Annotated in this window: 9 protein-coding genes; all 9 read right to left on the reverse strand. The window is 42.7% G+C overall.

Annotation, left to right across the window (positions count from 1 at the left end; all coding sequences use genetic code 11):
* Positions 1–90 precede the first annotated feature (90 nt).
* Positions 91–1,293, reverse strand: coding sequence for a 12,18-didecarboxysiroheme deacetylase (gene ahbC / locus BB781_RS08095; RefSeq protein ID WP_094227990.1), 1,203 nt, complete (start codon positions 1,291–1,293; stop codon positions 91–93).
* A gap of 120 nt (positions 1,294–1,413) precedes the next feature.
* The gene (locus BB781_RS08100; protein WP_094227991.1) at positions 1,414–2,211 is read right to left on the reverse strand and encodes a uroporphyrinogen-III synthase; all 798 of its coding nucleotides are present in this window, start codon (positions 2,209–2,211) and stop codon (positions 1,414–1,416) included.
* Between the two features lie 11 nt (positions 2,212–2,222).
* Entirely contained in the window at positions 2,223–2,990 is a 768-nt protein-coding gene (gene cobA / locus BB781_RS08105) for a uroporphyrinogen-III C-methyltransferase (RefSeq protein ID WP_094227992.1), read from the reverse strand.
* A 253-nt stretch (positions 2,991–3,243) separates the two neighbouring features.
* Complete coding sequence (locus BB781_RS08110) at positions 3,244–3,642, reverse strand: DUF1699 family protein (protein ID WP_094227993.1); 399 nt, start codon at positions 3,640–3,642, stop codon at positions 3,244–3,246.
* Positions 3,643–3,745: 103 nt separating this feature from the next.
* Complete coding sequence (hisD, locus tag BB781_RS08115) at positions 3,746–5,023, reverse strand: histidinol dehydrogenase (protein ID WP_094227994.1); 1,278 nt, start codon at positions 5,021–5,023, stop codon at positions 3,746–3,748.
* Positions 5,024–5,161: 138 nt separating this feature from the next.
* Positions 5,162–7,402, reverse strand: a complete 2,241-nt coding sequence (locus tag BB781_RS08120) for an ATP-dependent DNA helicase (protein ID WP_094227995.1) — start codon at positions 7,400–7,402, stop codon at positions 5,162–5,164.
* Positions 7,403–7,878: 476 nt separating this feature from the next.
* On the reverse strand, positions 7,879–9,177 hold the full coding sequence (locus tag BB781_RS08125) for a TrpB-like pyridoxal phosphate-dependent enzyme (protein WP_094227996.1): 1,299 nt from the start codon (positions 9,175–9,177) through the stop codon (positions 7,879–7,881).
* Positions 9,178–9,299: 122 nt separating this feature from the next.
* The gene (locus BB781_RS08130; RefSeq protein WP_094227997.1) at positions 9,300–9,899 is read right to left on the reverse strand and encodes a sarcinarray family MAST domain-containing protein; all 600 of its coding nucleotides are present in this window, start codon (positions 9,897–9,899) and stop codon (positions 9,300–9,302) included.
* Between the two features lie 9 nt (positions 9,900–9,908).
* On the reverse strand, positions 9,909–13,958 hold the full coding sequence (locus tag BB781_RS08135) for a DUF7286 family protein (RefSeq protein ID WP_094227998.1): 4,050 nt from the start codon (positions 13,956–13,958) through the stop codon (positions 9,909–9,911).
* Positions 13,959–14,025 lie beyond the last annotated feature (67 nt).

A 14,025-nucleotide genomic window follows, 5' to 3' on the forward strand; every position in this document is an offset into this window, starting at 1 on the left:
CATTTCTTGCTCTTGTAGTATGGATCATGGCTTATTTATTGCTGAGTTATATGGCCCCGCATATGCGTTAAAAATTAAATGAAAAAGAGGTTACTGGAAATCATCGTAACCTATCTCTTCATTGCTCAGGTAGCATGCCGGATCATCTGCCCATATATTACCACGGACAGATTCTGCACGTACACGGAAGTCTCCGTTACAGACATCGAACCACTTGCATCTGGCACATCTATCAGCATTTCCCCTGATCAGAGGCTTTCGATCTTTTAGCCCGGCCATAAGCTCGTCGCTGGTGTCCCCCCATATCTCACTGAACTTACGATCCTTTACATTTCCAAAGGAGTAATGCCTCCAGAACTGATCCGGATGAACCGAGCCATCCCATGAAACACAACCAAAACCAATACCTGAAGAGTTACCCCTGTTCATTTTTAAGAGTTTCAGGACTTCAGCTGCTCTTTCAGGATCCTCTTTCAGGAGACGCAGATATATATATGGACCATCACAGTGATTATCAACGGTCAGAACCTCAACCGCCTTACCCTTGTTGTGAAGCTCTCGTGTTTTATCCATCAACATATCAACAGTCTTGCGGCTTTCCTCAAGAGAGAGATCCTCATTTATCATTTTCGAACCACGTCCGGCATACACAAGATGATAGAAACAGATACGTGGAATATTTTCCTTCTCCATCAAGTCAAATATTGCCGGAATGTCATGTACATTATGGCGGTTGATGGTAAATCTCAACCCCACTTTTATGCCTTCTTTCTGGCAGTTGTGGAGACCTTCTAATGCTCTGTCAAAAGAACCTTCGACACCACGGAATTTATCGTTGGTTTCCCGCATACCATCAAGAGAAATTCCTACATAGGAGAGACCTATGTCCTTGAGAGTTCTTGCCATATCAGGAGTGATCATCGTTCCGTTAGTGGATATTACTGCCCTGATCCCTTTTGATGTCGCATAGCCTGCCAACTCAGGAAGGTCTTTTCTCATGAGAGGCTCACCACCTGAAAACAGAATTACAGGACATCCAAAATCAGCAAGATCATCTATGAGGGCTTTACCCTCCTCCAGAGTAAGCTCATTTATGTAATCAATATCCCTGGAATGTGCATAGCAATGAACACACCGAAGATTACAGCGCTGAGTAACATTCCAGACTACAACCGGCTTTTTATCCTTTGAGAACTGGAGCAAATGAGAGGGAAGTTTCTTTGAGTCACGCCCATAGCGAAGCGCATCTGAGGGCTCCACAGTTCTGCAATAAAGTTTTGAAATACCTATCATGATCAGACTCCGAAATCGAAGAATAAAAGAAGATCGTTCTAATATATGCGAATTCTTATACAATCATCCTATATTATATCTATGGTACTGAACATAAAAACAGGAAAATTCCGGAAAAGCTTAATTGAGCAATTCCAGAACTTTCTTAAGAATATCTTCAAATGTGAACTTTCCAGGCGTAACTGAAACCTTCACACCATAGCTTTCAAGCGTTTGGGCGGTAGGTATGCCTATAGCTGCTACTATAGAATTGTTCATGATATTGACTATGTCGTTCTTTGTAGTCTGGCTCACAGCACACTCAAAGAAGTTACGTACCATCATGGAACTGGTGAATGCAAAGACAGTAATCTCACCATCAAATACCTTGCGTATGAATTCTTCCTGTTCATTACCCTCGGGTTTTGTAAGCGTATAAACATTGGTTTCATGTACGTCGGCACCACACCCTTTCAGACCATCTATGAGTAAGGATGAACCATAAAAACTCCTTGCAGTGTCAATGACTTTTCCTTTTATCTCAGGACAGAGAAAATCCACCAGTCCTTCAGAACTGTACACACCTGGCATTCCAATTACATTGATACCCAGATGCTCCAGAGACTTACGGGTTGTGGGACCAATGGCTATGATCTTTGTAGCATTCAGTGCTTCAATGAACCTGCCCCTGTCATCTGAAGGGAGTTTGCTGAGAGTGAAATCAATTCCATTGGCACTTGTGAAGATCACATAATCCGATATACCAGAATAAATCCTTTCGACAAAGCCATCGAAGTATTCATCCCTCATATCGGCAAGTTCTATCATAGGCACTGCTACGGGCTCAAAACCCATGGACTCAGCAAGAGCTACCGATTCGTTAATGTAGCGCTGTGGCCTCATTATTGCAAGTACTGGTCTTTTGACTTGTTCTGTCATACGAAAACCTTCTACTCCAAACTGTCTGAAACCTGTTCACCTAGTATCTCATGAAGCGTGACAACGTTTCCAATAACTGTTATGGCAGGAGCCTTAACGCCTCTTTCTTTTGCAATATCGGCTATATTGTCAAGGACACCAACTGTGACACGCTGATCAGGTCTTGTACCTCTTTCTATGAGAGCCACAGGAGTCTTTGGGTCCTTTCCGTATTTCATAAGCTCACCGACATTCCTGCCAAGCATCTTGACACCCATGAATACGACAATGGTTCCATCAAATTTTGCAAGTGTCTCCCAGTCAAGGGAGCTTTCCTCTTTGGTTGGGTCCTCATGCCCCGTGATGAAAGTGACCATTGAGGCATGGTCCCTATGTGTCACCGGTATGCCCGCATACGCAGGAACAGCAACTGCTGATGTTATGCCTGGTACGACTTCAAATTCTATTCCCTCTGCTATCAGTTCCTGAGCCTCTTCGCCCCCACGGCCAAACATATAAGGGTCACCACCTTTCAGGCGAACTACATCATTTCCTTCCTTTGCCTTCTGAATAATCAAAGCATTGATCTCATCCTGAGTGAGCGTGTGATCCCCTGCATGTTTACCTGCATCTATCTTTTCAGCGGTTTCGGAGATGGAATCAATTATAGCCTTCCCAGGAAGCTGGTCATATACCACGACTTTAGCAGTATCAAGAAGCCTGCGCGCTTTAAGTGTCAATAGTTCCGGGTCACCCGGGCCTGAACCAACCAAATAGACTTTACCATATTTCTGGGCCATGTTAGTGAAATCCTGTTTATCTTTTTTAGATGGTAATGAACTTACTAAGTTATAAATATGCATCGTCCCGGAGAATTAAAGAAAACAAGGTAACTTTATAATAGGTACATAAAAAGGAGTACACTAGTGAAAATAAAATAATTAAAAACAAAACATGCAATAAAAACAATCTTGCAACTAAAAATTATTATGTGATAAATAAAATGAAGTGCTGTATCGCTAGATACTGCACCTTTTCCAACCCGTTGAAATTTTATTTTTTGCTCAATATGTAGAACAGCATTTCCCTGTTCAGCTTCCCTTCCCGTTCCAGTTTGTTCACTATATTTTCATCAGACATGCCTTCTGACTTAAGCTCTTTGATCTTATCAAGTAATGCCGGAGCGATACTATAGTATTCGTTAATATCTTTCCTGTGACCCCATACATCACCCTCAACGAGCTTGATGTCCTGCATTGCCATGAACATTTCAATGGACTTTGAGACAGTGCGTCTGTAAGAACTCGGAATCTGGATAACTTCCACTTTGGGGCATGTCTGGACCAGTGAAAAAATATCCTTGTTCGATGGCCTGAAAGCAAGATGAATTACCTTTTCATTCGGATTTAGATGCGGTATTTCTTCTCGCGAACTTACAACTCTTATTTTCATGAGTCTCCCTCACCTCCAGTTCGTAGAGAACTTATTAAAATAATGTATGTACTCACCTATTAAATAATTATCGATTTAACAACGAAAAAAATGTAGGGGTCATTTATTCGAATCTTGCCCGCACAGAATCTGCGTGCGCCTTCAGGCCTTCTTTTTCAGCTATGGAAATAACAGAATCTTTTAATGTTTCAAGTCCCTTTTTACTTATTTTCTGTATGCTGGAGGACTTAAGGAAATGCGCAATGTTCAGGCCGGAGTATATCCTCGCATAACCTGCCGTAGGTAGGACGTGATTGGTCCCGGAGGCATAGTCGCCTACAGGGACGGGGGCATAATTGCCTACAAATATAGAACCTGCATGCTCTATTTTTTCAAGGACGGTATCGGAATCTTCAACCATTATCTCAAGGTGCTCAGGAGCAAACTCATTTGAGAAAGCTATACACTCCTCCATAGAATCAGCCACTAGCACCGCAGCATTTTCAAGAGAAGTATTCACAATCTCTTTCCTGAGAGTTACCTTTGCCTGCTTAATAATCTCATCCATGACAGCAACTGCAAGATTTTCAGACGTTGTCACAATTACAGAGACCGCGTTTGGATCATGTTCCGCCTGAGCTATCATATCTGATGCAGCCATTCTTGCATTACAGGAATCATCAGCTATGATAAGCACTTCACTTGGACCTGCCGGAAAATCAATTTCTGCCATATCCCTTACCTGCATTTTTGCCGCAGTCACAAAGACATTTCCAGGACCTACGATCTTGTCGACCTTCATGACGCTTTCTGTACCATAGGCCATTGCTGCAACCGCCTGCACACCCCCCAATCTATAAACATGGTCTGCACCGGCTACCTTTGCTGCCGCAAGTGTAAGAGAGTTAACCTTCCCATCCTTTCCCGGAGGAGTACACATAACAACATTCCTGACACCCGCAACCTTTGCAGGGACTATTGTCATTAGTGCAGTGGAAGGATACGATGCTCTTCCACCCGGAACATAGGCACCTACACTTTCAAGAGGAGTAACCTTCTGCCCCAGCTCAATCCCCGGTGAAAGTTCAATGAACCACATCTTCTGTGGCATCTGTGCCTCATGGAACTTCCTTATATTGTGAGCAGCAAATTCAAGGTGAGCCAGAAGAGCCGGATCCACACTTCTTGCAGCAGCATCGATCTCCTTCTTTGAAACTTCAATCACTTCAATGTCAGCACCATCGAATGTCCTGGTGTATTCCCGTAGTGCTGCATCACCATTCTGCTTTACATCTTTAAGGATAGATGCAACCGTATCCCCAACGTCTGCAAGCTCTCCACCACGACCAACTAATTTATTCCTTTCTGCATCGGTAAGTTCAGATAATTTCTTGTAAAGCATGATATTTCCCCTGAATATAATGTAAATTGCTAATGATCAGTGATATTCGTAAATCGTTATGACTATTTCCTGATGTTATATCTGTTCATCATATATAATGCTTAAATAATGCTTAAAGCATAATCTTCCAAATAAATTTTAAATGTATTTATCAAAATCGCTGAAAGTCCTCTGCTCATTTTCCATCAACGAATCCATGGTCTTTTGGATTATTTTTCCAGATTCATCAGATACTACCTTCAAATGGATACCAATTTCCCCAAAAAGCTTTGCTGCTGTTTTTTGACCAATTAGAGATGAAACAGTGCCGATATCGGATTTTCGTATGTCATCCACAGTCTTAAGGCCATTGTCATAGAGCTTGCGGGCACGCACACGACCGATCCCCCTTATGCTGACAAGTTCAATAAGTTCAGGAGAAGCACCGTAATGTATCCTCTTTTCCAGTATCTGTGCCATCATGCCAGCATCACTGTTCATTTCCAGAGATAAAAGACCTGCAAGCCTTGAAGTGGAATGCATCAACCACTCCGCAATATCAGCAAATGCATGCACATCACCGTCACCGACATTGAATTTTCGAGTGATGGAATCAAGAGACTTCTCATTTATCCAGTCAAGTATAAGAAGAGCGGTTTTCACCTCACCCAGGAACCACTCATAATCAAGTTCACTAGAACGGGGAGGAATCTCTGCAAATTCCTCACTGTGAGAGAGGACAAAATCATTGATAATCTCATAATCGCACGACCTCATGTAGAGCTGCTTCATATCCGGTGTCTTACAAATAAGATGCATGAGAGTGAGGTCTGTGATATGCTCTGCTTTCTTCAATCCATCAATTATGTAAGCACCTGAAAGAGGATCTATATAAAGAGTGGATATCAGTCTTCCAAGGGATGTGGGTAATAGAGTTTCTTCACCTTCAAGCATCTTATTGCCCCTAAGGAAAGTAAGACACTCATCCACCACTTCCACAATGCTCCATGTGTCGTTCTGGTGAGCAAAGAAGGTAGCTTCAATGAACTCCATCAGGCCATCCCTTGTAGTTGCAAAACCATTCACTATCGTTGAGAGGATATGCGTCCTCAGGGCATTCTCTGTTCCTAGCTTGGACCAGATATCCTCAGCATCTGCATCAACATAATTGTTAAAAAGTCCTTCCATTTCATCGTATGAACGTGCTATAAGAACAGATTCACCGTAAGGATCAAGGTGTGGTCTGCCTGCCCTGCCTGCCATCTGCTTGTAGTCCAGTACAGGTATTGGCTGCATGCCATAGTTAGAGTCATAGCGTCTGTAACTTCTGATAATGACCCTTCTTGCCGGCAGGTTCAGACCTGCTGCAAGAGTTGGCGTGCTGCATATCACCCTTATCTTGTTATCCCGGAAGCCGTCTTCCACCAGTTTGCGATGTGCAGAGTTAAGACCAGCATGATGAAATGCAGTGCCATTCCTTACACATTGTGCCAGGATATTAGATGCTTCGGTCTCACCATTTTCTATTATCTGCTCAACTATTTCATCAAGTGAGTTACGAGTGGGTTTATCAAGCAGTTCTGAAACCTTAGTGCCTGCCCTTTTCGCAAAGGCAACACAGTTCTTGCGACTGCTTTCAAAAACAAGGCACTGACCTCCATCATGAAGTGTGTCCAGCAGGAGATTGATGGCATCATCCGGGGTTAGAGTATCAATGCGTTTCTGAGAACTCCTGTAATTAATGTTACCACCGTAATAAACACCTTCATGCAGATCGGTGGGACGCCATTCACTGAGCACAAGCTTTGCCTTTAGCCAATCTGCAACCTCATAGGCATTTCCCACGGTTGCCGAAAGAGCGATTATCTGGCATCCAGGATTAAGTTTCATGAGTTTAGTAAGAGTAACTTCAAGTGTCGGACCCCTGTTAGCCGAATCAAGTAGATGGACTTCGTCAACAACGATGGTGGTTATCTCCTGCATCCATGAAGTCTCATTACGCAATAGGGAATCTGTCTTTTCAGATGTGGCAACAATTATATCATTGGAACCAAGCCACTCATCCCTGGATTCAAAATCACCAGTAGATATACCAACTTTCAGGCCTCCTTTTTTTACTGCTATCGAAGAGAAGGACCTGAACCTTTCAAACTTTTCAGTCGCAAGGGCACGCAGAGGGACTATATAAAGTGCTTTGCCACCATTTGCAATTGCTTTTAGCATGGCAAGCTCGGCAAGCAGTGTCTTTCCGGAAGCCGTTGGAATTGCAGCAAGTATATTGTTGCCATCCAGCAGTCCTTTTTCAATGGTCTGCGCCTGGGGCGGATAAAGTTCTTTTATGCCGGAACAAAGGTAAAAACGGATAACTTCATCCGGCAGGTCCAGAGATTCAATTTTCATGATAACTGAGATTTAAGAGAGAGTTATATCTAATTAAAATTGCCCTATCAGCAAAATCCGGGATAATATCTGCTGCAACTACAAGACCGATTAACAGACCTGACAAATTTGAAGTGCCATTTTATCATATCTTTCGTTCACCTTAACCTCTTAATTACTTGAAAGTGTACAAGCATGTCTGGCAGAGATAGAACAAAATACTTTAAATATGAATCGCAAAAAAACAGGATGCATGACCAACTATAGCTAAAGCTTTCTTGCTATTATGCACACATACTTCCGACTCGAAAAGTTTGTTCACCCCACTCAGCATTTGTGGGAGACATAAAATAAACATTTCAAAAATCATATAACTTGGAAAATATTCACTGTTGCTGGTAAATAAAATATGCAGATGAATGTTAAGTAAGTAAAATAAACTATACAAAAAGAAGTGGCATGTACATCATGCCACTTAACTCATTTAAACATTAAGATCAATCGTTGGTCAGATCACCAGTGAAGTACTTGTCATAAGAAGCCATGTCAAAGTGACCATGACCACTAAGATTGAACATGATCGTCTTCTCTTCGCCTGTTTGCTTACATTTAAGTGCTTCATCGATGGTGCATTTGATAGCATGAGCCGATTCAGGAGCAGGAGCTATTCCTTCACTGCGTGCGAATGTAACTGCTGCTTCAAATATCTCTATCTGATGATAGGAGGTTGCTTCCATAAGACCATCTGCAACAAGCTTACTGACGATTGGTGATGCACCGTGGTACCTGAGACCGCCTGCATGGATAGCAGGTGGTATGAACTCTGAGCCAAGTGTGTACATCTTAAGCAATGGCGTCATCTGTGCCATGTCACCAAAGTCATACTTGAACTCTCCACAAGTAAGGGTCGGACATGCGGATGGTTCTACTGCAATGATCCTTGTGTTGGTCTTGCCAGCGATGTTGTCCCTGATGTAAGGCAAGCTCACACCGGCAAGGTTGCTTCCACCACCACAGCATCCGATAACGATGTCAGGATAGTCTTCAGTCTTATTGAATTGTGCCTGGGTTTCAAGACCTACCACTGTCTGGTGCAGACAGGTGTGGTTAAGAACACTGCCTAATGCATATTTGGTATTGTCGTTGAGCGCTGCATCCTCAATTGCTTCACTGATGGCGATACCCAGACTGCCTGTTGTGTCAGGGTACATTTCACGGATCTTTCTTCCAAACTGCGTCTCAGTGCTTGGAGATGGAACCACGGTTGCCCCCCAGAGATTGATAAGGGACTTGCGGTAAGGCTTCTGGTAGTAGCTTGAACTTACCATGTAGACCTTACATTCAATGTCAAAATAATTACAGCAGAGTGATAATGCACTGCCCCACTGGCCTGCACCTGTTTCAGTCGTTATCCGTTCAGTGCCTTCCTTCATGTTGTAATATGCCTGTGCAACGGCAGTGTTTGGCTTGTGGCTTCCTGCAGGACTGACACTTTCGTTCTTATAGTAGATCTTTGCCGGTGTCCCCAGTGCCTTCTCAAGCCTGTGTGCCCTGTACAGAGGAGATGGCCTCCAGAGAGTGTATATCTCCATGATCTCTTCAGGAATATCGATATACCTCTCAGAGCTTATCTCCTGTTTTATTAACTCCTTAGCAAATATAGGTTCAAGGTCCTTCGGGTTCATGGGCTCATTGGTTGCCGGATTCAATGGCGGCTCAACCTGCAGGTCCGCAAGGATGTTATACCACTGCTTTGGCATTTCGTTCTCATCAAGTAAAATCTTTGTATGCTCCATAGTTATACCTCTGTAGAAAGGGAATCAATGATGTATAACTGAGTACATTAGAGTGGTATTTAATGGTTTTGATTTGTGATGAGTAAGCAAAGAAATTAGATAAAGAGATTCCAGGACGGAATCTACTCTTTCCTGTAAACTACCGCCGCAATCAAAGCAAACACAGCAAACAAAGCCGTAAATGCAGGAGTTGTTGGTGAACTGCTCTCGCTGGTGGGGTCATTTGTGGACTCTGATGGAATTGCCGGACCATCGTAGTATTCGTTGGAAATTGTGACGTAGGCGGCGGTGAATTTCCCATTAGCAATTGTCTTTGGTCTTTCTAAATCCATCATTTGATAATAGAAATTTATAGGTGCACTACCTCCTGCCCATTCTTCGTTAGGAGCAACAGTCCATTCAATAATCCAAGTTTCATTAGCTTCCATAATTTTGTCTGTATAAGCCCCTAGTTTGGAAGTAGGTCCTTCAATTATATCAAAATCATTATCTCCAATAGAAGTTAATTTTGCTGATAATTCATTCTTTTTGTAACAGGTTACTTCAAATCTTAACTGGAATGGCTCACCGATTTTTAAGAGTGGTTTCGGCGTTGAAGCACCAGGATACAATTGATCATTATAATAGACATCTATTTTAAGGTTTGAACTTTCTGAAGATGCAGGTATTGAAAACAAAACAAACAAACAGATAAGACTTATAGCAAACATTTTGTAATTCATATTTGTTCCTCAATATTGTGATTCAAAATTATCATAAGCAACTGATTTTTCATCCCTTTCCCCAATCTTATCACCAACTCCCTTTGGCCCAGGCCCTACTATTGTTGCTGCATATCCTGAAAATCTAAACTCAATTGGCTGGTTATCCCCGATATAAATATAGCCGCCCTCTTGGTCTTTTTCAGTAGGATGAACAATCCTGTCATCTGTACGAATATATGTTTGTGCATCATGGCCAAAATACGGATTGAACATACATTCGTTATCGTTATCAATAATTTCAAAAGATTTGTATTCGCCCTTCACATCATACTCCCACACATTCACAGTACACACCCAGTGCGGCGGAATCACCGGCAACCCACATGGAACAAGCTTCATAGACTTCTGTAACCTCTTTTCCATCTTCTCAGCAAGTTGCCCTGTCAGCTTCTCACTTGATTCGTCAAGCTTTTTCTGTAATTCTGTATTTATATTTACAAAGCACTCATCAATGCTTTCCTGACACATCTTTACAGCCTCGCACACTCCATCTACCACAGCTATCCGCAGGTCTGCTTCCAGACGATACAACACTGCATCCATCTCATTAGAAGCTACACTGGGATTATCGTTTCTGATCTTATCACTTATCAGGACAAGTATCTCTTCCTGAAGAGTGTTATCTGCTACCATATTTACGAGTTCTTCATCAGAAAGAGTGTAAAGGTAAGTCTCAGTTATCAGAATGACTTCTGAACTGCTTATCCAGATACCCAGAACCGGGTCCTTTGCAACTTCATCAGCTACCATATCCGGGACCTGTTGCCTTATACTTGAGCCATATTCACTCATCAGCCTTGTGCGGTTCTGTTCAATGAGTGTAGTATCTGCCGACATACCACCCATGGCAAGTTCAGTACTCTGTATCTGGATATCTGCCATAAGAGAATCCACTTCAGCATTCATGTCCGAAATACTCTGGCTCATGGATTGGGATATTACATCTTTCAGGGGTTCAGAAGCAGCAGCAAGCATTCTTGCAATATCATCACCTATCCCCGTGGAGAATACACAGACATTGCGCACAGCCAGAGGATACACTTCCTTACCATTGGCTTCATCGACCCATTTATACTGGCTTTGCAGGTCAAACTCGGGATCATGGTAGAGGTAATCAGGGTACTGGTCAACTACAAGAGTGATGTTTTCGGTCCAGTTGTATTTGCTGCCAGGGAGACCTTCAACCTTCATTGTTTCGATGATGCCCATTTCAGCGGCAAGGGCTGTGGATGCTTTATCCATGGCAGGGTTGTTGAAGAGTACGTCGGTGGAAATCTTGTTCTTAACAAGATCCAGAATGGAGTGGCCCTGCTCCCTGGTAAATGAATCGTCTATGTAATCCTCAAATGAGCCTTCTACATTTTTATTTCTCTCCCTGAGCTCCTTGAGCAAGTAGTTGTAGGCTTCATTCTTTGCGATAGCACGACTGGCATCACTACTTGTATTGAACTGATCCCCATTCATGTACTGGGTCTGTCCGATGAAGGATTCACGCTTTGTTGTTTCTGCCATCTCTGCGGCAAGGTCAAGAGATGCTTCCTGTATCAGCGTGGTAGGGTTCTTACCAAGGTTCTCTCCTAGCAGAGATACCTCCCTGGCCGGGTTATTGGTGTTAATGGCGTCGAACATATCCCCCATTTCTCTGGTCATTTCAGAATGAAGCCATTCCGGGACATCACAATATACCTTTTCCACGGGGAGAAGCGTCCCGTTCGTGTAGACAAGGTAGTTACCCTGGATAATGCGTAGTTTAGGTAAGAATTCCTGTTCACGGTACTTATCTGCTGCATCACTGCAGTCATTATCATTTTCCGCAATGCCATTGACAGTGACAGTGGTAGTTTTGTAATCGTTGCTACTTCCGGCATCATAGGAACTAATGCCTGTGTAGCCTCCTGAAGGGAGAAACTGATGATAGACAATACTTAAGTTCTCTGTCTCGGTCCGGGCATGAGATACCTTTTCATAATCTGTAAGGGGATAATTGGTCCGTGAGCCGGAAGAGTCACCACTATAATGATTCCACCCAGTGGGACTGAAAGTCTTGTATGACCAGTGATAGGTGTAATAGATATCCCATCGTGTTTTTATCCTGAATTTAATGTTGTATGTTACTTTCCAGTTGAAACTATGGTCTTCATTTAATAGATATCCGTCTGTACGTTCAATATTATGTACAGTATCATTTCCAAGGTATTCATAAGTAGTATCCACTCCCTCACAGACTATATCCGTAGATACATGATCCACCCTCACAGATTTGTAGTACCATTTGTGAGATGATGCATCGATATTGACCTTGTGAGCCACATCCAGCATGCCACTGAAATTGTAATCTGGTGTCAGGGCACAGGTATGTGAAATAGTGACAGGATAGTGTGCTGTCCATTTGACATCTTTACCTGTTTTTGATGTTCCCCCCTGATATGTAGCGGATCCATAACTGGTCGGACCTACCTTTAGATCATAAGGAGTTGCAACATTGAATCCATCCCTGAAAACCTGCCCCTGTATGTTAGCACTGTAGACCTCGTGGCTCACCTTATGTATAAGATCCGGCTGATATTCATCCCATTTTTCGTCGTTGTAGACCCAGTTGCTATACACTTCATTTGTAAAATTGGAAACCGAAACCACGATCTTGGAAGTATTTGCCACTTCTTCTATAGTAGTATTTGCATCCTTCATGGATTCGTTAATTCCGCTGGATACGCTGATGTTAAATGAACCAGCCTCTGAGAGTTGATCATATGTGGCACTCAGATTGTTTTCTTTGTAACCCTCATAGTTACTCGTATCACTTTTGACATCACTGTACAGAACTTTCCCATTGTAGTAAGTTGTATAAGTGAGGGCCCATGGGTCCACAGAATCAAAGACACGTTTCTGGGCATAAAGAGCCCCGGCATTCACTGAAGCAGACAACGATGGACCTGTCACGATGTTCAGCGGACCATTCAGGTAATGCTGCCATGGACCATATGTAAAAGTCCTGATATTGGTGGTGCCAAGCACAATGTCCGATGTCACACCGCCATTAAGTTCCCTTTCATATTCATTCACCAGCTCTTCGAGCAAAGGCTCTCTGGAAGTGATAAGAGCCGTCACATCCATGGAATAGTTTATGGAAGTGTTTTTGGTAAGGTCCACAAGGGTGCAATTCAAATCCTCAACGGTCATAGTATAATATATAGGATAACCGGGGTCATCAGATGTGGACCTTGAAATCTCCCTATTCAAAGTTCCGTTTATCTTATCTATCCTTATCTGGGAAGGGGCGACATCCGGCTCCACATTGATTGCATAGTTGTTGAAAGTATGCTGGTTTGCCTGATAATTTGTCCTCAGGTACTCATTGAAGTACTCTGCAGTTATATCCTTCAGGGGACTACTGCCTACATGAAACCAGTTTACTGCTTTAGTTTCATTATCACATTCCATTATTAGATAGGTATATCCATATTCCGCATTTGCAGGAATAACGATTTGTTCCTCAAAGCTGGAACTGGTCCAGAATGAACTGGCAAAAGTATAGTCTATAGTCTGATAAACTGTACCAGAGTTACTTTTTACAATAAGGGTCCTTTGTTTGCCGATTATGGAATAGGCAATTTTGTTAAGGGCGTTAGAAGGGAGGTTCACAGATACCCAGAGAGTATCACCAGGTTCAGCATTCCGACAATCAGGAGCTACGGTAAAACCATCCGATTCCATAGATTCATATGCCAGGTTTTCAGGCTTTATGACCGGATGTTCACCATGCCATACTAGAGCCTCCATTCCTGCATAGTTTAAACAGCGTGCAAGATCAGCAGATGCAAGCTCAACAGCTGTTTTTTCTATATCATTAGTATCGGTGGTATAGATGATCTCAGCCAATTCATAATCAGTCTTTGCAATGTATACCGATGCCATTACGGCAAAAAGAAGCATGAGCATACCAATGACCGCAAAAGGAATATAAGCCCGGGTATCCTGGCTGAAGCAACATTTTTTGTTCGCGGGATCTGATTTCATAAACTGACCTTTTGGCGTTAATATAAACGAAGCAGGACTGGACAGAAGAATATATAAACTTTGTTAT

Source organism: Methanolobus psychrotolerans (genome assembly GCF_002243045.1).
Lineage (GTDB): Archaea > Halobacteriota > Methanosarcinia > Methanosarcinales > Methanosarcinaceae > Methanolobus > Methanolobus psychrotolerans.